Annotated in this window: 19 protein-coding genes; 3 read left to right on the forward strand and 16 right to left on the reverse strand. The window is 66.5% G+C overall.

The window, feature by feature from the left end; genetic code table 11:
• Positions 1–110: 110 nt before the first annotated feature.
• Positions 111–854 carry a FadR/GntR family transcriptional regulator gene (locus DCO45_RS03420; RefSeq protein ID WP_116924544.1) on the reverse strand — a complete coding sequence of 248 codons (744 nt, stop codon included), beginning with the start codon at positions 852–854 and terminating at the stop codon, positions 111–113.
• A 180-nt stretch (positions 855–1034) separates the two neighbouring features.
• Here DCO45_RS03420 and uxuA point away from each other — a divergent pair, with 180 nt between their 5' ends.
• Both uxuA and DCO45_RS03430 read left to right on the forward strand, forming a co-directional pair.
• Complete coding sequence (uxuA, locus tag DCO45_RS03425; RefSeq protein WP_207788041.1) at positions 1035–2111, forward strand: mannonate dehydratase; 1077 nt, start codon at positions 1035–1037, stop codon at positions 2109–2111.
• Between the two features lie 23 nt (positions 2112–2134).
• Positions 2135–3151 (forward strand): tripartite tricarboxylate transporter substrate binding protein, encoded by a 1017-nt coding sequence (locus tag DCO45_RS03430; protein ID WP_116924545.1) that lies wholly within the window; start codon positions 2135–2137, stop codon positions 3149–3151.
• Positions 3152–3324: 173 nt separating this feature from the next.
• Here DCO45_RS03430 and gspF read toward each other — a convergent pair whose 3' ends face one another.
• From gspF to gcl, 6 genes are all read right to left on the reverse strand, one after another.
• A complete protein-coding gene (gspF, locus tag DCO45_RS03435) occupies positions 3325–4542 on the reverse strand; it encodes a type II secretion system inner membrane protein GspF (RefSeq protein ID WP_116924546.1) in 1218 nt (405 codons plus the stop codon).
• A gap of 87 nt (positions 4543–4629) precedes the next feature.
• Positions 4630–5280 (reverse strand): glutathione S-transferase family protein, encoded by a 651-nt coding sequence (locus DCO45_RS03440; protein ID WP_116924547.1) that lies wholly within the window; start codon positions 5278–5280, stop codon positions 4630–4632.
• Positions 5281–5388: 108 nt separating this feature from the next.
• Positions 5389–6081, reverse strand: coding sequence for a YafY family protein (locus DCO45_RS03445; RefSeq protein ID WP_116924548.1), 693 nt, complete (start codon positions 6079–6081; stop codon positions 5389–5391).
• A 38-nt stretch (positions 6082–6119) separates the two neighbouring features.
• On the reverse strand, positions 6120–7034 hold the full coding sequence (locus DCO45_RS03450; RefSeq protein WP_116924549.1) for a 2-hydroxy-3-oxopropionate reductase: 915 nt from the start codon (positions 7032–7034) through the stop codon (positions 6120–6122).
• 51 nt (positions 7035–7085) lie between these two features.
• Positions 7086–7889: a hydroxypyruvate isomerase gene (gene hyi, locus DCO45_RS03455; RefSeq protein ID WP_116924550.1), complete on the reverse strand. Its 804-nt coding sequence runs from the start codon at positions 7887–7889 to the stop codon at positions 7086–7088.
• A 32-nt stretch (positions 7890–7921) separates the two neighbouring features.
• Positions 7922–9712 carry a glyoxylate carboligase gene (gene gcl, locus DCO45_RS03460; protein WP_116924551.1) on the reverse strand — a complete coding sequence of 597 codons (1791 nt, stop codon included), beginning with the start codon at positions 9710–9712 and terminating at the stop codon, positions 7922–7924.
• A 212-nt stretch (positions 9713–9924) separates the two neighbouring features.
• Between gcl and DCO45_RS03465 the strand changes: the two genes are divergently transcribed.
• The gene (locus DCO45_RS03465; protein WP_116924552.1) at positions 9925–10842 is read left to right on the forward strand and encodes a LysR family transcriptional regulator; all 918 of its coding nucleotides are present in this window, start codon (positions 9925–9927) and stop codon (positions 10840–10842) included.
• A gap of 33 nt (positions 10843–10875) precedes the next feature.
• Here the strand turns inward: DCO45_RS03465 and DCO45_RS03470 are convergent, their stop codons facing one another.
• From DCO45_RS03470 to gspL, 9 genes are all read right to left on the reverse strand, one after another.
• Positions 10876–12210: a glycerate kinase gene (locus DCO45_RS03470; protein WP_116924553.1), complete on the reverse strand. Its 1335-nt coding sequence runs from the start codon at positions 12208–12210 to the stop codon at positions 10876–10878.
• A 91-nt stretch (positions 12211–12301) separates the two neighbouring features.
• Positions 12302–12871 carry a hypothetical protein gene (locus tag DCO45_RS03475; RefSeq protein ID WP_116924554.1) on the reverse strand — a complete coding sequence of 190 codons (570 nt, stop codon included), beginning with the start codon at positions 12869–12871 and terminating at the stop codon, positions 12302–12304.
• Positions 12872–12953: 82 nt separating this feature from the next.
• Complete coding sequence (locus tag DCO45_RS03480; protein ID WP_116924555.1) at positions 12954–13970, reverse strand: LLM class flavin-dependent oxidoreductase; 1017 nt, start codon at positions 13968–13970, stop codon at positions 12954–12956.
• A gap of 111 nt (positions 13971–14081) precedes the next feature.
• Positions 14082–14363, reverse strand: coding sequence for a hypothetical protein (locus DCO45_RS03485; RefSeq protein WP_021025524.1), 282 nt, complete (start codon positions 14361–14363; stop codon positions 14082–14084).
• 71 nt (positions 14364–14434) lie between these two features.
• On the reverse strand, positions 14435–15796 hold the full coding sequence (locus DCO45_RS03490; RefSeq protein ID WP_021025525.1) for an ATPase, T2SS/T4P/T4SS family: 1362 nt from the start codon (positions 15794–15796) through the stop codon (positions 14435–14437).
• A 24-nt stretch (positions 15797–15820) separates the two neighbouring features.
• Positions 15821–18136 carry a type II secretion system secretin GspD gene (gene gspD, locus DCO45_RS03495; protein WP_243419228.1) on the reverse strand — a complete coding sequence of 772 codons (2316 nt, stop codon included), beginning with the start codon at positions 18134–18136 and terminating at the stop codon, positions 15821–15823.
• 7 nt (positions 18137–18143) lie between these two features.
• Complete coding sequence (gspN, locus tag DCO45_RS03500; RefSeq protein ID WP_116924557.1) at positions 18144–18953, reverse strand: type II secretion system protein N; 810 nt, start codon at positions 18951–18953, stop codon at positions 18144–18146.
• A 14-nt stretch (positions 18954–18967) separates the two neighbouring features.
• Positions 18968–19522, reverse strand: a complete 555-nt coding sequence (gspM, locus tag DCO45_RS03505; RefSeq protein ID WP_116924558.1) for a type II secretion system protein GspM — start codon at positions 19520–19522, stop codon at positions 18968–18970.
• Positions 19519–20772 carry a type II secretion system protein GspL gene (gene gspL / locus DCO45_RS03510; RefSeq protein ID WP_116924559.1) on the reverse strand — a complete coding sequence of 418 codons (1254 nt, stop codon included), beginning with the start codon at positions 20770–20772 and terminating at the stop codon, positions 19519–19521. The genes gspM and gspL overlap by 4 nt, the downstream gene beginning before the upstream one ends.
• Between the last annotated feature and the right edge of the window lie 35 nt (positions 20773–20807).

Consider the following 20807-nt stretch of genomic DNA (forward strand, 5'->3'; position numbering starts at 1 on the left):
GAAGCTAGGCGCTCCCAACGACGCGTGAAGCCGCAGGCAGTACTAAAAGTACGACAAGGCTTGGCGCGGCCGGCCAGGCAACGACGTATCAAGGGCTGTATTAGTCCCTCTCAATACCAGGCTTGGGAGAATTGGGAGATGACCCGTCCCAAATGCTGCTGCATCGCCTGGCGCGCCTGCGCGGGCTGGCGCTCGACAATCGCGGCAAAGATGGCCTGGTGGTCCTTGAGGCTGGCCTCGCGCAACTGCTCGGAGTGGAAATGCTGCTCGATCTTGTCCCAGCGCGGGTCCTGGCGGGCGTTGTCCCACATGGCCTCCACCATGTGCTGCAGCACGCGGTTGCCGGTGGCCTCGGCAATGGCAAGGTGAAAACGCCGGTCGGCCGCGTCGTAGGCGTCCTTGTCGGCCAGCTGCAGGCGCATGGTGGCAAGGGCATCGAGCATGCGGTCCAGGTCGGCATCGCGCCGCTCGCTGGCAGCGGCGACAGCTATCTCGGCCTCGACCAGCACGCGCGCGCGCAGGGTCTCGAGCGGGCCGGGTCCGGTGGGCACATCAAAGGCGGGCAGGCGGCTCAAGCCACTGGCGCCACCGGCACCGCTGGGCTGCAGGTAGATGCCCGAGCCCAGGCGCACCTCAACCAAGCCTTGCACCTCCAGCGCAATGATGGCCTCGCGCACGGCAGTGCGGCTGACGCCAAACATATCGGCCAGCGTGCGCTCCGACGGCAGGCGCTGGTCGGCCGCCGCGCTGGCTGCGGCAGTTTCTTCCAGGATTTTTCTGGCCAGGTCCTGGTAGGACCTGACACCGGTGGTGCGGCTGTCGTCGTCAACCGGAGGGACCAGCTTGTTGGGCATCTTGCGCGTATTCCGTTCATCGGCCGATCCGCCAAAACCGGAAGGCCAGCAGCAGTGTAAGCCGCCGTCTGGCCCAAATGCGGCAAATACCGGACATAGTGGTAAACCATCAATCTAAATGGTCTAGCCAGTTTGTAGAATTGGTCTAACCAGATTTTTGATTGTAGCAAAAGGTTTTTCATGAAGATGTCGTTTCGTTGGTTTGGCAGCGCGGACCCCGTGTCCCTGGCCTATATCCGCCAGATCCCTGGGGTCACGCATATCGTCTCTGCGATCTATGACGAGCCGGTCGGTGCCGTCTGGCCGCTGGCCAAGATTGAGGCGCTCAAGCAGCAGATTGAAGACGCTGGCCTGGCTTTTGAGCTGGTCGAATCGGTGCCGGTGCACGAGGACATCAAGCTCGGCCGCGACAGCCGCGACCAGCTGATCGCCAATTACCAGCAAACCCTGCGCCATCTGGCCGCCGCCGGTGTGCAGGTGGTTTGCTACAACTTCATGCCAGTGTTTGACTGGACGCGCACCGAGCTGGCCAAGCAGCTGCCCGATGGCTCCACCTGCCTGGCCTTTGACAGCCGCCAGGCCGACAGCATCGATGCGGAAAAAGGCATCTCGCTACCCGGCTGGGACAGCAGCTACCGCAGCGATGAGCTGCAAGGCCTGCTGCAGGCCTACCGCCAGGTCGATGCCGAGCAGCTCTGGCAGAACCTGGCTTATTTTCTGCAGGCCGTCATCCCGGTGGCCGAGGAATGCGGCATCAAGATGGCCATCCACCCCGATGACCCACCGCGCCCGATCTTTGGCCTGCCGCGCATCGTCAAGAACCGCGATGACCTCGCCCGCATCGTCGACCTGATCGACAGCCCCGCCAATGGCCTGACCTTGTGCTCGGGCTCGCTGGGCGCTGGCCCGCAGAACAATGTCGAGGCGCTGGTGCGCGAGTTTGGCGGGCGCGGCCGCATCCACTTTGCGCATATCCGCAATGTCAAGGTATCGCCCGAGGGCGACTTTGAAGAAACCGCGCACCTCTCGACCTGTGGCTCGCTCGATATCGCGGCCATCGTCAAGGCCTACCACGATGTGGGCTTTGCAGGCTATGTGCGCCCGGACCACGGCCGCATGATCTGGGGCGAAACCGGCAAGCCCGGCTATGGCCTCTACGACCGGGCGCTGGGCGCCGTCTATATCAATGGCCTGTGGGAGGCGGTGGACAAGTTCTCGCCCGAGCAGCAAGACAGCGCAGTGCCTGCTGCAGTCTGATTTCACACCAAGGAGACATAACAATGACGACCGTTCAACTATCGCACGCCATGCTGCGTCGCAAACTGACCCTGGGTCTGGCGCTGGGCGCCAGCTTGATCGGCGCGGGCGCCCCGGCGCTGGCGCAGACCGCCTACCCGACCAAGCCGGTCACCCTGATGGTGGGCTTTCCGCCAGGGGGGCAGACCGATTTTGCCGCCCGAGTGCTCAGCAACAGCCTGGCGGCCAATCTGGGCCAGGGCGTGGTCATCGAGAACAAGGCCGGCGTCAACGGCAACCTGGGCTCGGCCGACATCATGCGCTCAGCCCCCGATGGCTACCGCATGCTGGTGGGCAATGGCTCGATGACGGTGACCCCGCACGTCTTCCCGACCTTGGGCATTGTGGACCCGACCAAGTTTGTGCCCGTGGGCATCTTGCTGCAGTCGCCACTGGTGCTGGTGGTGCCCACCTCGTCGCCTGTCAAAGACTTTGCGCAGTTTGCGGCCCTGGTCAAGGAGCGCGCCAAGGCTGGCAAGGGCGTGGACTATGGCACGCCCGGTGCCGGCTCGCTCGTGCATGTGACCACCGAGCTGATGCGCGAGCGCCTGGGCAGCCCGGCGATGAACCATGTGCCCTACAAGGGCAGTGGCCCTGCCGTGATCGACCTGATGGCCGGCCGCATCGAGGCCATGTTTGATGCGACCTCGGTGTTTGATCCCTATATCAAGTCCGGCAAGGTGCGCCCCATCCTGGTCACCAGCAGCAGCCGCGTGGCGTCGCTCCCCGATGTGCCGACCCCCGCCGAAGTGGGCCTGAAGGATTTCGAGATCATCTCCTTCATCGGCATGTACGGCCCGCCCGGCACCCGCCCTGAGGTGGTGCAAAAGCTCAACGCTGCCATCAACACGGTGCTGAAGGAACCTGCGGTGATCCGCAGCTTTCAGGAGCGCGGTGACCAGCCTGGCGGCGGCACGCCCGAGCAGCTCGACGCGATGACGCGCGCGCAGTACAAGCTCTGGGGCGATGTGGTCAAGGCCAACAAGATCCACGCCGAGTAAGAGTCGCTAACACAACCCTTGATACGTCGTTGCCCTGCCTTGTCGTACTACTGTACTGCCTGCGGCAGGACGCCTAGTCTCAACCGCAAACCTGCGGTTTGCTGGGTCGTGTTAGCGACTCTAAAGTGGGCCCCGCTGGCCTTGGCAGAGCCAAGCGGGGTCAGACTGGTTGTTTAACGCACAAACTGGTTGAGCTGGATGATGGGCATCAGCACCGCCATCACGATGATGCCGACAATGATGCCCATGCCGACGATCAGCAGCGGCTCCAGGATGGTGGCCAGGCGCATCGCACGGCGCTTGACATCGCCAGCCAGCTGGTTGGCCACGCGCTGCAGCATCTGCGGTAACTCGCCGGTCTGCTCGCCCAGGCGGGCAAACATCGACAACAGCGCGGGGAAGCGCTTTTTCTGCGCCAGGGCCGAGGCGAGCGGCGCGCCCTCGCGCACCTGGTCCAGCGCATCGATGGCATCCTGGCGCATCGCCTGGTTGGAGACGGTCTGCGCAGCGGCCTGCAGCGCCTTCAGGATGGGCACACCGGCATTGCTGAGCATGGCCAGGGTCGAGGCAAAGCGGGCGGCGTTGTAGTTGCGCGAGAGCTTGCCGACGACCGGCAGCTGCAGCCAGCCGGCATCAAAGCGCTGGCGAAAGGCGGGCTGGCGCAGCGACAGGCGCAGCAGCACGGTGCCAACAACCGCCAGGCCCGCGCCCAACCACCACCAGTGGCGGATCAGATCGCTAAAGCCCAGCATGATGCGGGTGAGCAGCGGCAGCGCATGCTTGGTGCCCGAGAACACCTCGGCCACCTGGGGCACCACATAGCTCATCAGCACCATCACCACGACAAAGGCAAAGCAGGTGACGATGGCCGGGTAGAGCGAGGCACCGATGAGGCTGTTCTTGAGCTGGTCGCGCTCTTCCAAATCATCGGCCAGCCGCGACAGCACCTGGTCGAGGTGGCCGCTGTGCTCGCCCGCATCGATCACGGCGCGGTATATCTGCGAAAAATCACGGGGGTAGAGGGCCAGCGACTTGGCAAAGGTGGAGCCGCCATTGACTTCGGCGCGCAGGCTGGCCACCAGCTGGCGCTGGGGCTCGCTGTCGATCTCTTCCATCAGCGCGGTCAGCGCGCGCTCGAGCGGCAGGCCCGAGCTGATGAGGCCGGCGAGTTGGCGCGTCCAGACCGCCAGGCCCGTGGCATTGAAGACCGCACGCCGGCTGCGCACCATGCTGGCACCGCTGTCGTCGACATCGCCCAGCGGCTCGACCGCCAAGGGCACCATGGCCTGGGCACGCAGCAGGCTGCGCGCGGCCTTGGCGCTGTCGGCTTCGATCATGCCCTTGCGGGTCTGGCCCTGGGCGTCTAGAACTTCGTACGAAAAAGCGGGCATGGGGCAGGTGGATAAAACAAGGTGGCTCCATGGCCACCCCGGGCTATTGTGCCTGATCCCCATGGCATGCAGATGGCAGTGGCCCGATCAGGCAGCGGCTGCGGCGGGCATCTCTGCGGGGCCATCGAGCGCATCGGCGCGCTGGGCAGCGGGGCGCTGCAGCAGCGGCAGCGCGTAGTCCTGGAACTCGGGCAGGCTGGGCAGGGTGCCTTCGTGCATGCTCCAGCCGATATAGCTGGCCAGGTACAGGTCGGCGGCGGTGAAGTGGTCGCCACAGGCATAGCGCTTGCCGGACACCGCCAGCTGCAGGCTGCGCAGCACATCGTCAAAACGGCCATAGCCGGCCGACAGTGCCTGGCGCTCGGTCTGGTTCTGCAGCCAGCCTTCGGCCTTGGCGGTGGACACCGCCTCGACCGGGCCCGCCACCAAGAACAGCCAGCGGTAGTAGCTGCCGCGCTCGGCGCTGCCCAGCGCCGGTGCCAGCTTTTTCTCGGGATAAAGATCGGCCAGGTAGGCCAGGATCGCGCCGGTCTCGCTCACCACCGTGTTGCCATGCTGCAGTGCCGGTACCTTGCCCATGGGGTTGAGCGCCAGGTAGTCGGGCGACTTCATCGTGCCGCCAAACTCCAGCCGCACCGGCTCGTAGACGGCATCGCACTCTTCGAGCATCCAGCGCACCATGCGGGCGCGGGACTGGGGGTGGTAGAAAAAGCGCAGCGGGGCGTTGTGGGGGGTCATGTCTTGGTCCTTCGGGTGGCTGGCAAAATCGCCATGCCCGTAGGTTAGGCAGGGAGGCTGACAGAAACTGTCAGCAGCTGGCATCAAGCCGCAGATGAGCGCTTACGATCAGCCGTCCAGCGTATAGCCGGTCTCTGCCAACCACTGCTGGATGAGGCTATGGCGGCTTTGCGGATAGCGCTCCTGCAGCTCCTGCATCGCATGCACCCGGTCGGCGCGAAAGTGGCGAAAGCCCTGGCGCAGCTCGCACCAGGCGGAGACCACCCGGCTGCGGTCGAAATAGGCCATCGCAAAGGGCCAGACCAGGCGCTCGGTCAGGCGGCCGTGCTGGTCCTCATAGTGCAGCACTACCTTGTGCTCGGCACGGATCGCGCGGCGCAGTCCGGTCTGCCAGGTCTCGGGCGGGGGGCTGGGCTGCATGTTGGGAACCATCAGGCCGCTGGTATCGACGGCGATGCGCAGCTCCAGCGGCAAGGCGCTGCGGATGCGATCCATCGCGGCGCTCGCCGCACTGGCCAGCTGCGGGTCGGCCTGCAGGCTGGCCCAGCGCGCGCCCAGCAGCAGGGCTTCGAGCTCATCGGCATTGAACATCAAAGGCGGCAGCAAAAAGCCAGGCCGCATCTCAAAGCCAATTCCCGGATCGCCCTCGATCGCCGCACCTTGCTCACGCAGGCTGGCGATATCGCGGTAGACGGTGCGCAGGCTCACCTCCAGGGTCTGGGCCAGCGCCGGGCCGGTTTGCGGTTGGCGGGCGCGGCGCAACAGATCGAGCAGGCGGAGCAGGCGGGCAGGGCGGGACATCGCGCAAGCATAGCCGGTCTGCCAGGCCTGCCATAGACTCAGGCAGGTGCCTTTTGCCCGATCTCGAAATTGGCCTGGATCTCCAGCGCGCGCACCAGGCCGGAATGGTCCCAGCCCGCACCGCCATGGGCCACGCAGCTGTTGAACAGCTGCTGCGCCTGGGCGGTGTTGGGGAGGGACACGCCCAGCTGGCGCGCGCTGGCCAGCGCCAGGTTCAGGTCCTTTTGGTGCAGCGCAATGCGAAAACCGGGATCAAACGTGCGATGGATCATGCGCTCGGCATGCACTTCGAGAATCTTGGATGACGCAAAGCCGCCCAATAGCGCCTGGCGCACCCGCGCTGGGTCGGCACCGGCGCGCGATGCAAACAGCAGTGCCTCGGCCACCGCCTCAATGTTCAAGGCTACGATGATCTGGTTGGCCACCTTGGCGGTCTGGCCGTCGCCATTGCCGCCTACCAGGGTGATGTTCTTGCCCAGCGTCTCGAACAGCGGTTTCACCCGTTCAAACGCCGCCTCCGGACCGCCCACCATGATGGACAGGGTCGCATTCTTGGCTCCCACCTCGCCGCCCGATACCGGCGCATCCAGGTACTGCGCGCCCAGCGCGCTGATGCGTTTGGCAAAGTCCTTGGTAGCGACCGGCGAGATGGACGACATATCGACCACGATCTTGCCGCTGCTGCCCTTGAGGCCGGCGGCCAGGCCATCGGGCGCAAACAGCACTTGCTCGACGTCGGGGGTATCGGGCACCATCACAAAGACGATATCGGCCCGCTCGGCTACGCCGCGCACCGATGTGCATTGGGTGGCGCTGCTCTCAGCGATGGGGGCCGGCACCTTGCCGCGCGTGTTGATGAACAGTTGGTGGCCGGCGGCAATCAGGTGGCTGCACATGGGCGCGCCCATGATGCCCAGGCCGATGAATCCCAGTTTGAGGGGCGTTGCATGCATGCAGAAATCTCCTTGGTTTTTATGGAAAGAGGTGTGGGTTTCGGGTCTCGATCAAGCGGTAGCCGTCGCGCGCCTTTGGCCCGCCACGGTCTGCAGCCAGTGCAGGCCCGCCTCGGTGCCCTGCGCGGGCTTGTACTCGCAGCCCACCCAGCCGCTGTAGCCAATGCGGTCCAGGTGCGCGAACAGGAAGGGGTAGTGGATCTCGCCCGTGCCCGGCTCGTGGCGGCCCGGGTTGTCGGCCAGCTGCACATGGCCGATGCGCGCCAGGTGTTTTTGCAAGGTGGCGGCCAGCTCGCCTTCCGTGCGCTGGGCATGGTAGATGTCGTACTGCACAAAGGCATTGGCGGCGTCCACTTCATCCAGAATGGCCAGCGCCTGGTCGGTGCGGCTCAGGTAAAAGCCGGGAATATCAAAGGTATTGATGGGCTCGACCAGCAGGCGCAGCTTGGCCAACTTCAGCGCCGCTGCGGCAAAGCGCAGGTTGTCCACCAGGGTGCGGCGCAGGGTGGCAGCATCCACATCGGCGGGCGCTTTGCCGGCCAGGCAGTTGAGCTGGGGCACGCCCAGTGCATGCGCATAGGTGACGGCCTGGGCGACGCCGGCGCGGAACTCTTCCACCCGCCGGGGATCGCAGGCAATGCCGCGCTCGCCCGCTTCCCAGTCGCCCGCAGGCAGGTTGTGCAACACAATCTGCAGGCCAGTGGCATCGAGCCGCTGCTGGATCTCTTCAACCGTATAGGCATAGGGAAACAGAAACTCCACGGCCTCAAAACCGGCCTGGGCGGCGCGCTCAAAGCGGTCGAGAAACGGCACTTCGGTAAACAGCATGCTGAGGTTGGCAGCAAAACGGGGCATGGCAAAACTCCGGTTAAAAAACGAGGGGTGCATCAATCCAGCAGCGCGAGGGCGCTGGGCGCATCGGCCTTGCCGCTGGCCAGGTCTTCGAACTCGATGACGTTGTCGATCTCGGTGCCCATCGCGATATTGGTCACGCGCTCCAAGATGCATTCGATGACGACCGGCGTGCGGTGCTCGGCCATCCAGGCTTCGGCCTGCTGCATCGCGGGGGCAAAGTCTTCGGGGCGGTGTACGCGGATGGCCTTGCAGCCCAGGCCTTCGACAACCTTCACATGGTCCACGCCATAGCCGCGTGCAGCCTCGTTGGCCTCCATGTTGATGTTGTCAAACGCCAGCTGCACGCAGTAGTCGATGCTGAAGCTGCGCTGCGCCTGGCGGATCAGGCCCAGGTAGCTGTTGTTGACCAGCACATGGATATAGGGCAGCTTGAACTGCGCGCCCACGGCCAGCTCCTCGATCATGAACTGGAAGTCGTAGTCGCCCGACAGCGCGACGATCTTGCGCTGCGGATCGGCCACGCGCACGCCCAGCGCGGCCGGTGTCGTCCAGCCCAGGGGGCCGGCCTGGCCGCAGTTGATCCAGTTGCGCGGCTTGTAGACATGCAGAAACTGCGCCCCGGCAATCTGCGACAGGCCGATGGTGGAGACATAGGTGGTGTCGCGGTCCAAGCTCTGGTTCATGCACTGGTAGACACGCTGGGGCTTCATCGGCACGTTGTCGAAGTGGGTCTTGCGCAGGTAGTCGATGCTGTTCTTGCGGCCCTGGCAGTCTGCGATCCAGGCGCTGCGGTCGCGCAGCTTGCCCGCGGCCTTCCAGTCCTTGGCCACGGCGACGAACTGCTCCAGCGCTGCCTTGGCATCCGAGACGATGCCGAAATCGGGCGCAAACACGCGGCCAATCTGCGTGGGCTCGATATCGACATGGATGAATTGGCGGCCCCGGGTGTAGACATCGACCGAGCCGGTATGGCGGTTGGCCCAGCGGTTACCGATGCCCAGCACAAAATCCGAGGCCAGCATGCTGGCGTTGCCATAGCGGTGGCTGGTCTGCAGGCCACACATGCCGGCCATCAAGGGGTGGTCGTCGGGGATGCTGCCCCAGCCCATCAAGGTGGGGATCACCGGCAGATTGAGGGTCTCGGCCAGCTCCACCAGCAAGTCCGCCGCATCGGCGTTGATGACGCCGCCGCCGCTGACGATCAGCGGGCGCTCGGCCGCATTGAGCATGGCGATAGCCTTTTCGGCCTGCTTGCGCGTGGCGGCAGGTTTGTAGACGGGCAAGGGCTCGTAGGTGTCGATGTCGAACTCGATCTCGGCCAGCTGCACATCGATGGGCAGGTCAATCAGCACCGGGCCGGGGCGGCCCGAGCGCATCAAATGGAAGGCCTGCTGGAAGGCACCGGGCACCTGGGCGGGCTCCAGCACGGTGGTGGCCCATTTGGTCACAGTCTTGGCGATGGAGGCAATGTCCACGGCCTGGAAGTCTTCCTTGTGGAGGCGCGCGCGCGGCGCCTGGCCGGTGATGCACAGGATCGGGATCGAGTCGGCGCTGGCCGAGTACAGGCCCGTGATCATGTCGGTGCCCGCCGGCCCGCTGGTGCCGATGCAGACCCCGATATTGCCGGCCACGGCGCGGGTATAACCCTCGGCCATGTGGCTGGCGCCTTCGACATGGCGGGCCAGGATATGGCCGATGCCGCCATGCGCCTTCATCGCCGCGTACAGCGGGTTGATGGCAGCGCCAGGAACGCCGAATGCGACGCTCACACCTTCTTTTTCCAGCACGCGGACTGCGGCTTCGATCGCTTTCATTTTGGCCATGGGGTCTCCTTTACAGCTGGGATCGACTGTAGGGAAGGCGAGCGTTTGCCGGAAGGCGCAGGCGGACCATAAAATTTATTCCAGCCAGGAATGGACAGCACTGCGCTGCATGCCGCATCATCGGGCGCAGAGGCGCCACGAACCTGTTCAGAAAAGCGCCCAGCATGTGACATGCGGCAAGCCATGCCGCAGCAATCCCAGGAGACACAACCATGGACCGACTCGATGCCATGCACATGTTTGTGCGCGTGGTGGAAACGGGCAGCTTCACCAAGGTGGCGCAGGAGTTCTCATCGACCCAGCCCACGGTGACCAAGCAGGTCGCAGCGATGGAGGCGCGGCTCAAGGTGCGCCTGCTCAACCGCAATACGCGGGGGGTGAGCCTGACCGAGCCGGGCGCGCTGTACTACGAAAAATGCAAGCGCATCGTCAGCGACGTGGCCGATGCCGACAATGTGGTGCAGGTGCGGCAGACGCAGGTGCAGGGCCAGCTGCGCATTGGCAGCTCAGTCGCGTTTGGGCGGCGCGTGCTAATTCCGCTGGCGATGGAGTTCATGCAGCACAACCCGCAGGTGCAGGTGGACCTGAGCTTTGAAGACCGCTACACCGACCTGGTGGCCCAGGGCATCGATGTGGCGCTGCGCCTGGGCAAGCTGGCCGATTCGTCGCTGGGTGCGCGCATGCTGGGCGTCAATCCCTGGGTGCTGGTGGCCTCGCCCGCCTACCTGCGCAAGCACGGCACGCCGCGCCGGCCTTCAGACCTGAAAGAGCACTCGGCGCTGATCTACAGCAGCGTGCAGGGCAACGATGTCTGGCGGCTGCGCAATGCCAGTGGCGAGTCTGTCTCTGTGCCGGTCACCGGGCGGCTGCGTTCCAACAACCTCTCGGCCTTACTGGCCGCGGCGCGCTCGCACATGGGCGTGGCCGCACTGCCGCGCTATGTGGCGCATGAGTCGCTCAAGGCGGGCCGCGTGGTCGAGGTGCTCAAGACCTGCCGCCTGCCTGAGCAGGAGATCCACGCCGTCTACCCCTCGCCGCGCCTGGTGCCGCAAAAGGTGCAGTCCTTTATCGCGTTCTTGCAGGGCAGCTTTGATGCCGCCTGGTGGGAGAACCTGGCCCAAGGAGGCTAGGCGCGGAGGGTCTGGCAAGCCTGGCAGCCCGCATCACAGGATCAGAATGGCCCGGAAATCGTTGACGTTGGTGTGCGTAGGCCCGGTCACCACCAGGTCGCCCAGCGCCTCGAAAAAACCATAGGCATCGTTGCGGTCCAGGTGGTCGCTGAGGCGCAGCTGCAGTGCAGCGGCGCGCTGCAGCGTGTTGGGTGCCAGGCGCGCGCCGGCATTGTCTTCGACGCCATCGATGCCATCGGTATCGGCCGCCAGCGCCCAGATACCGCCCTGGCCTTGCAGGGCCTGCGCCAGGCCCATGCAGAACTCGCCAGCGCGGCCGCCGCGCCCCTTGGCGGCGCCCGGCTGGCGCGGGCGGATGGTGACGGTGGTCTCGCCTCCGGAGAGGATCACGCAAGGTTTGGCAAAGGGGCTGCCGTGGCGGGCCACGGCGCGTGCCAGCGCCGCATGCATCTTGCCGATCTCACGCGACTCGCCCTCGATCTCATCCGACAGCACATGGGCGGTGATACCCGCGGCGACTGCGGCTTCGGCCGCCGCATCCAGCGATTGCTGGGGCGTGGCGATCAGATGCACCTCATGGCCGGCAAAGCGCGGGTCGCCGGGTTTGGGCGTCTCCAGTGAGCCATCTTCCAGTGCGGCGCGCAGGCGCTCGGGCAGCGCGATCTGGTAGCGGTTCAGAATCGCCAGTGCCTCGGCGCAGGTCGAGGCATCGGGCACCGTGGGGCCGCTGGCGATGACCGAGGGGTCGTCGCCGGGCACATCGCTGATGGTCAGGGTCACCAGCTTGGCGGGGTAGCAGGCAGCGGCCAGGCGCCCGCCCTTGATGCGCGAGAGGTGCTTGCGCACACAGTTCATCTCGCCAATGGCGGCGCCGCTCTCCAGCAAGGCCTGGTTGATGCGCTGCTTGTCCTGCAGGTCCATGCCGTTGGCCGGCAGGGTCAGCAGGGCCGAGCCGCCGCCCGAGATCAGGCAAAGCACCAGGTCATCGGCCGTCAAGCCCTGGGTCAGCGCCAGGATACGTTCGGCAGCGGCCAGGCCGGCGGCATCGGGCACGGGGTGGGCGGCTTCAACCACCTCCAGGCGCTGTGCCAGCCCAGGCGGGCGCGGCGGAATATGCCCATAGCGGGTGACGACCAGGCCCGACAGCGGCGCGTCCTGCGGCCAGAGGGCTTCGAGCGCCTGCGCCATCGAGCCGCCCGCCTTGCCGGCGCCCAGCACCACGGTGCGGCCTTTGGGCGGTGGCGGCAGGTACTGCGCCATGCTGTGCAGCGGCTGGGCGCGCTGTACCGCGCGCTGGTACAGGTCCAGAAGAAACTGCTGGGGATCGCGCCGGGGATCGGCCAGCGCTGGCTGGGGGGTGTGGCTCATGCGGTAGGTCTCCGCTGGCCATTATGAAAGCAGGCGGCAGGCGTGGGTGGAATAGACGTTATTCCTGGCCACGGCTGTACAACTGGGCGATCTAGCCCGGTGGCGTGCGGTTGCCCCAGTCGGTGTAGAACACGCCCGCCGCATCCTTGCGGATATAGACATAGGCCGGGCCGGCATGGGTGTCGCCATGGGCATGGGCCTTGTCGGGAATGCGCCAGTAGTAGACGGTGCCATCCAACTCGGCAAACTGGCCGATGTACTGCAGATCCTCGGCACGCACCGGGTCGGCGCTGGCGAGCGACTGGCCCAGCTCCATGCGCACATAGCGGGGCACGGAGCGCTCCTGGGCTTCCGTCAGGCCCGTGCTGCCCAGCCAGGGAGCGCTTTCCTGCACCTCGGCCTCGGTCTGCAATTGCTCCTGCTTGCTGCGGTATTCGCGGCGGAACTCGGGCGTTTGCATATGCGCAGCCAAGGCCGGGTCTTCGCTGCGGGCGCTGGGCTGGGGCTGCGCGGCTGCGGCAGTCGGGGCCACGGCCGGTGCGGCCAGCTGGGCCTGGGGCGTGGGAGCTGGGGGATCGTCGGGAGGCTGCTGCATGCAGCCGGCCAGCAAGCTGCAGGCCGTCAGCGCCGCTGGCAGGGTGGTTCTATAGGAGACAGACATGGCGCAAGCATAGCCTGGGTGGGACGGGATCAGCGTCGCTTTTGTTGAAAAAAGGGCGCCGATCAGGGAGTAAAGGCCGTGTTTAGGCTGCGTAGCCGGCGCGCAGGGCTTGCGCCGCAATATCGAGCGAGCGCAGACGCAGATCGCCATCATAGATATCGCAAACCAACATCAGCTCGTCGGCGCCGGTGTGCTGGGCCAGCACCTTGAGGCGCTGCTGTACACGCTCGGGGCCGCCGATGGAGGCCACCGCCAAAAAGCCTTCAATCGCCTGGCGCTCGGCCATGTTCAGGCCCTCCATAAAGCCTTCGACCGGTGGCGGCAGCAGGCCGCGCTTGCCCGTCACAATGCCCAGCACGCGCTGGTAGGTGCTGCTGGCGAGGAACTCGGCCTCGCTGTCGGTAGGCGCTGCAATCACCGGCGCGCCGACGATCACATAGGGCTTGTCCAGCGTGGCCGAGGGCTTGAACAGGTCGCGGTACAGCTGCACGGCCTGCTGCAGCATGCGCGGCGCAAAGTGCGAGGCAAAGGCATAGGGCAGGCCCAGGTGCGCGGCCAGCTGGGCCGAGAACAGACTCGATCCCAGCAGCCACAGCGGCACATGGGTGCCAGCACCCGGTGTGGCCACCAGCTTTTGCCCGGGTTGGGCGGGGCCCAGCAGGCGCTGCAGCTCCATCACATCGCGGGGAAAGTCTTCTTCGGTCTCGACCCGGTCACGGCGCAGTGCCCGCATCGTCATGCCATCGGTGCCGGGCGCGCGGCCCAGGCCCAGGTCGATACGGCCCGGGTAGAGCTCGGCCAAGGTGCCAAAGGCCTCGGCCACCACCAAGGGGGCATGGTTGGGCAGCATGATGCCGCCCGAGCCCACACGGATGTGCTGGGTGGCTCCCGCCACATGGCCGATCAGCACGGCCGTGGACGAGCTGGCAATGCCCGGCATATTGTGGTGTTCGGCCATCCAGTAGCGCGTAAAGCCGAGCGACTCGACATGCTGCGCCGTGCGCACGGCCAGTTGCAAAGCCTGGGCAACGGTGCCGCCTTCGCGCACAGCCACCAGGTCCAACATCGAAAGCGCGGGGGGTGTTTTTGTCTCAGTCATGCGGACATTCTTGCCTAGGCAAATATCCTTTGCTGACTGTGGGTATGGGGGAAATGCGAAGGTCGGAGCCTTGTTCTTGCCCGACCGGCCCCTTGTACAAGGAGCCTGAATTCAACGCTGCCGAATCGCCCGCGCGCAGCTGATGCCCACCAGAATCCCCCAGAGCAGCACCAGCAGCGCGGTCGCCAGGTAGCGCTCGCCTTGCTGCATCGCAAACCAGGAGATCACCAGCGCCATCAGGCCGGCGATGCGCATCAGCCGGCGCAGCTGTGCGGTGGACATGCGCGGCTGAAAATGGCGCAGCGCTGCCAGGCTGGCGATGGCCAGCACGGTGAGCCAGAGAAACAACATGCCGCCGTAGGGCGCGACGAGGGTATTGAGCGATTCCAACATGGGGCGATTGTGTCAAATCGCCAATACCCGTTGGCGTGGGCGGCGCCTACGGGGTATTCGGCGAATTTTGGTTAATCGCGGGTGACGCGCACGACCTCTTCTGCACTGGTGATGCCTTCGCGCACCAAGCGCTCGCCATCCTCGCGCATCAGGTGCATGCCGGCGGCCATCGCCTGGTTGCGGATTTCGGTTTCCGGCGCCTGGGCGTGGATCTGGGCGCGGATGGCCTCGTCCACCACCAGCAGCTCGAAGATGCCGGTGCGGCCCCGGTAGCCGCTGGGGTCGCTGTCGTCGATGCGGCGCACCAGGCGCTGGGCCAGCACGCCCAGCAGCGACGAGGACAGCAGAAAGGGCTCGACGCCCATGTCGGTCAGGCGCGTGATGGCGCTGGTCGCATCGTTGGTGTGCAGGGTGGCCAGCACCAGGTGACCGGTGAGCGAGGCCTGGATGGCGATCTGCGCGGTCTCGAAGTCGCGGATTTCGCCAATCATGATGATGTCCGGGTCCTGGCGCAGGATGGCCCGTAGCGCTTTGGCAAAGGTCAGGTCGATCTTGGGGTTGACCTGGGTCTGGCCGATGCCCGAGAGCTCGTACTCGATCGGGTCTTCCACCGTCATGATGTTGCCCTGGCTGGCGTCGAGGCCGCTCAGCGCCGCATACAAGGTGGTGGTCTTGCCCGAGCCGGTGGGGCCGGTCACCAGCACGATGCCGTGCGGCTGGGCCACCAGTTTTTCAAAGCGCCGCAGGGTTTCGCCCTGCATGCCGACCGAGCCCAGGCTGAGCTTGGATTCGCTCTTGTCGAGCAAACGCAGCACGGCGCGCTCGCCATGGGCGCTGGGCAGGGTGGAGACGCGCACATCAATGGCGCGGGTGCCCAGGCGCAGGCTGATGCGGCCGTCCTGGGGCAGGCGTTTTTCCGAGATGTCCAGATCGGCCATGATCTTGAGGCGCGAGATCAGCGCCGCATGCAAGGCGCGGTGGGGTTGCACCACTTCGCGCAGCGAGCCATCGATGCGAAAGCGCACGCTGGAATGGCGCTCATAGGGCTCGATGTGGATGTCCGAGGCGCCGTCGCGCGCCGCTTGCGTGAGCAGGGCGTTGAGCATGCGGATGATGGGCGCGTCGCCCGCCGATTCGAGCAAGTCCTCGACGGCAGGGATGTCCTGCATCATGCGCGAGAGGTCGGTGCCTTCTTCGACCTCGCTGATCACGGTGGCGGCATTCGATTCGCTGTGCGAGTAGGCAGCGCTGATGCGCTGGGCCAGCTCGGCATCGCCCAGCTGGGCCAGGTGCTGCACGGGGTACTTGCGCAGCACCTCGGACAGCGCCGAGCCCTGGGGCTGGGCGCCGTGCCACAGCAGGTGCTGGCCGGCATCTTCTTCGAGCAGCAGCTGGCTGCTGCGCGCAAAGGCATAGGGCAGGGGGTGGCGCATGGCTTCGGGTCTCTGTGGGGGCTATCAGGGCTCGAAGCGCATGCCTTGCGGCGTCACGGTCAGGGGGCGCGATTCGATCACCGGCGTCTCGGACGCACCCAGCGGCAGGCCGGAGGTCTGCTGGGCCAGCGGCGTGATGATCGACGACTCATTGATCGGCACGCGGGTGCTTTGCTCGGGCTGGGCGGCGATCTGGGCGCCGCGCATCAGCTCGTAGCGGTCCATGCTGACCTGCTGGGTGGCGGCGGCATCGCGCATCACCACGGGGCGCAGGAAGACCATCAGGTTGGTCTTCTTGCGCGAGCGGGTGTCGCTGCGGAATAGCGCGCCAATGCCGGGGATATCGCCCAGGTAAGGCACCTTCTGCACCGAGCCGGAGTACTGGTCCTGCAGCAGGCCGCCAATGACGATGACCGAGCCGTCATCGACCAGCACGGTCGACTCGATCGAGCGCTTGTTGGTGGTGGGGCCGTTGGCATTGGTGGTCGTGCCGGCGAGCACGTCAGACGTCTCCTGGTAGATCGTCAGCTTGACGGTGCCATTGGCATTGATCTGCGGGCGCACGCGCAGGGTCAGGCCCACATCCTTGCGCTCCACCGTGGTGAAGGGGTTGACGGTGCTGCTGCCGGTGCTGTTGGCGTAGGAGCCGGTGACAAAGGGCACATTCTGGCCGACCAGGATCTGCGCTTCCTGGTTGTCCAGGGTGAGCAGGTTGGGGGTGGCCAGCACATTGCCATCGGCATTGGACTGCAGCAGGTTGGCCAGCGCGCCCAGCACATACTCGCCGTTGTGCTTGAAGGCGATACCGGCGTTCATGCCGGCGCTGGGCAGGGTGCTGTAGGTGTTGTTGGCAATGCCGGCGGCCAGGTTGAACAGGTTGGCCCCGCCCACGGTGAAGTTGTTGCCGATGACGCCGACAACATTGTTGCCCTGGCCCAGCAGGCTTTGCCACTGCACGCCAAACTGCGCGGCCTTCTCGGCGCTGACTTCGACGATCAGGCTCTCGACCAGCACCTGGGCGCGGCGGCTGTCGAGCTGGTCGATGACCGAGCGGATCTGGCGGTACAGCGGCTCGGGCGCGGTGATGATCAGTGAATTGGTGGCCGTGTCGGCCTGGATGATGCCGCCGGTGGCGCTGCCGCTCTCCCCCGAGGTGCCCAGCGAGGTGCCGGTGCCCAGGCGTGCGCCCGAGCCCAGGCCGCCCGCACTGCTGCTGCTGGCGCTGTTGCCCAGCGTGCCGCTGGTGCTGCCGCCCAGCGACGTGGCGCCGCTGCGCGTGTTGCTGCTCAGGCCCCCGCTGCTGCCGCTGCTCGACAGGTTGGTGGCGGGGCTGGCGCTGTTGCCGTCCTGGCCGGCGAGGGCCGCGCGCAAGGTGGTGGCCAGCGCGGTGGCATCGGCATTGCGCAGGTAGACCACATGGATGTTGCCCGAGGCATTGCCGCCACGGCTGGGGCTGTCGAGCTTGCCGATCAGCATCTTGGCCTGCGACAGGCGCGCCGGGTTGGCTGCGCGCAGCAAGATGCTGTTGGTGCGCGGGTCGGCCAGCACCGAGGTGCGGTAGGCATTGTCGGTCTGCGCGGCGCCGGGGGCTGCACCGGCGGTGGCGCTGCCGCTGGCAGACACGGTCTGGCCGCCTTCCAGCAGGCGCTGCAGCATGGGCACGATGTCGGTAGCGACCGCGTGTTCGAGCTGCACCACTTCGACATCGCTGGCGTTGGCCACATCCATCGACGCGATGATGCGCGAGAGGCGCTGCAGGTTGTCGGCGTAGTCGGTGATGACCAGGGAGTTGTTGCCTGGGTTCACATTGATGGTGTTGTTGGGGCTGATCAGCGGGCGCAGCACCGGCACCAGGTTGTTGGCGCTCTCAAAGTTGAGCTTGAAGATCTGGGTGACGATCTGGCCGCCACCGGGCACCTGGCCGCCCGCGCCGCCCTGGGTGATGCGCACCGTGCCGCCTTGCAGCTTGGCATCGGCCTCGGGCACCACCTTGTACAGGCCTGCGGCCTCGACCACGGTGTAGTTCTGCAGGCGCAGCGCTGCCAGGAACTGCTCGAACGCGGCCTGGGGCGAGACGGGCCGGTCGGTCACCAGGTTCATCGTGCCCTTGATGCGTGGATCGACCACCACGCTCTTGCCGGTGATGGTGGCCATGGTGCGCGCGATGGACTCGATGTCGGCGTTGGCGAAGTTCAGCGTCACCGGCTCGCCGGGGCGAATGCTGGCCGTGCCGGTGTTGATGGCTGTCTGCGCCAGCGCCGCGCCGTTGCCGCCCATTAGAAGGACGCTCGCTGCGATGGAGTGCAGCGCAAATCGATAAATGGGAGAGTGGTATTGCATCATATGTTCAGCCAACCGAGAGCAGCACGCGGCTTCCGCTGCGCTGCCCAATCATAGTCAATAGATTCGCAAGAGCCGCCTCGCGCCCTTCGGCAGCCCAGGCTTCTCCCTGAAAACGCAGGCGCTGGCCCACCCATTGGCCCTGGCCTTTGAGCTGGAGCGCGCCGTCCAAGGTGGACAGCTGCAAGCTGGTGCTGTCACCGCCTTGCAGTTGCAGGCGGTAGCTGCCCAGCGGCTGTATCGTGGACAGGCGGGAGGTCACCGCCATCACATCGAGATCGGCGCCGCCCTCGACCTGCAGTCGCCCGGCATTGAGCGCGAGCGACAGATCACGGGTCTTGAGCAGCAGCTGGCCCTGGGGCTGGATGGTGTTCCAGGGCGTGCCCAGGCCCACCAGCAGCGATGCCGGCCAGCGGCTTTCATGGGCGCCCAGCTGCACCTTGGCGCCACCCCAGTGGGGCTGGATGCGGATGGGCATCGGCGCGGCCATGCAGCAGCTGGCATTCCAGCGCATGTTGAGGCCGCGCAGGCTGGGGCGCAGTGCCCAGTCCACCCGGCCGGGCAGGGCCATCTGGTCGCGGCTGGCCTGGCCACCAGTAAATACCCATTGGGCTGAACCGTTCCAGACGGTGCCACGCGGCTCGCGCAGCTGCAGCTGGCCCTGGCTGGCCCAGGCCAGGCCCTGCGCCAACCAGTGTGCGGGCGCAAACAGCACCAGGGCGGCCAGGCCGCCGGTGCAGGCGCCCACTGCTGCCCAGCGCCAGGGCGCACGGGCGCTGCCGTGGGGCAGGGTGGGGTTCGAGTGTTGCCGGGCCATGCGCTGTGTGCCGCTTATTGGGCCGGCAACTGCAAGACGATATTGCCCGACCAGGTGGGCGCGGCAGCCGGGCCTGCGCCCTTGGCCGGCTCATCGCGGGTCAGGCGCAGCTCGGTGGCAATCGCATGCGCATTGGCACGCACCTGGCCCAGCCAGCGCTGGGTGGATGCGGCCGAGGCGCGGCTCAAGGTGACGGTCACGCGCTCGCCGAACACGGCCAGTTTGGCGCTGGTGCCCAGCTGCTGCGTGAGCGAGGCTTCGAGCTGCTGGCGCGCTTGCGTGGTGGTCACCGTGGTGGCCGATTGCAGCTGGCGTGCCTCGGCCTGCAAGGCTTGCATGCGGGCGAGCTGCTGGTCGAGCTGGGCATGCGCGGCGGGCGCGCTGCGCCAGGTCTGCAGCACCGGCGCAATCGCCAGCCACCATAAGAGCGCCATCAGCACCAGGCCAGCGGCCAGGCTGACGCCCCGGCGCTCACGCGCATCCAGCGCGCGCCAGCGTTGGCGCAGCAATTGGGCTGCGGGGGACGAAGCCGCTGCAGATGCCGACGGTCGGGAGGAATTTTTCTTCATGGCTGGGCCTGCGCGCGGATGACCCACTGGTCGTTTTGCATCTGGGCCTGCAGGCCCTGGGCTTGCAGTTTCTGGCTGAAGGCATCAAAGCCATCGGTGGGCAGGCCGCGCAGGCGCAGCTCGCCGCCACTGTATTCGACCGTGCTGGGCACCGTGCCTGCGGGCAGGCTGGCCAGCGCCTGGCCGGCGGCGGCCAGCAGCGGCTCGGCGTCCGATGGCGACAAGCCACCCGAGGCCTGGCGCAGGTTGGCGACTTCGCGCGCCATCTGCACGGGCGCATCGACGACCACCTGCACCTTGGGGAAGGCCTGCGTCAAGCTGCTGCGCACCAGTGCGGCCTTGGCCTGCAGCTGCTGGCGCTCTTGCCACGCCCAGATATTGGCGCCCACCAAGCTGAGCACGACCAGGGCCAGCAGGGCCCAGCGCGCCGGGCGCCAGGCGGGGGTATGGAGCACATCATTGAGGCCGCTGCCCAGGCGCCGCTGCAGGCGGTTGCGTCCACTGTTGGCAAATTCGAGCTGCGCCAGGTCCCAGTCGCTGCGCGCGGCATCGCGCATGGTTTGCGCCGGGCTGTAGAGCTGTACCGGGCGCTGCAGCCAGTGTTCGGCAGTGCTGACCACGGCCGGCTCGGCATGGACGATGCTGTCGGGCCCGAGCGGGGGCAGCAGCGCTGCGCTTTCGCGCGAGACTGGCAGCACCAGCACCGCGTCGGCGCTGTCCGTGCCATAGACCACGGCCTGCGCCAGCTCGGGGCTGCCGGTGACCAGGATCTGCGCGCCATCAGGTGCGGGCTCGCCCGGGGCATGGCTGGGCACCACGCGGGCCACGGCGCGGCCTGCGGCTTCGAGCGCCTGCAGGTGCTCGCGCAGCCACTGGCGCGGGCAGCAGGCGATCCAGATCGGCTCGCCCTGGCCGGCGGCACGGGTGTTGGGTTGCAAGGCAAAGTGCAGTTGGGCGGGGTCGTCGAGCAGGCGCTCTTCCAAGAGACCTTCGAGCACCGCTCGCAGCCGGGGCGAGCCCGGGCCGACGCCCTGGGGCAGGCTGACCCGTTGCCACGACAGCATGGCCGCGGGCACCACTGCCACCACTTCACCGGCGCGGCCGGGCTGGGGCAGCAGGCCGGCGGTGGTGCTGCCTTGCTGGCCGATGGTCACGCCATCGGGCGACAGGGCATAGCTGTAGCTCCAGGCCGAGCTGGGCCCTGTATCTGGCCCCGAGGCCAGCGGCAGTGAAATCAGTAATGTACTCATGAGCGTGTTGTGCGCTGCATTGTAGAGGGGCCGGC

Source organism: Comamonas sp. JNW (assembly GCF_003105075.1).
Taxonomy (GTDB): domain Bacteria; phylum Pseudomonadota; class Gammaproteobacteria; order Burkholderiales; family Burkholderiaceae_C; genus Comamonas; species Comamonas squillarum.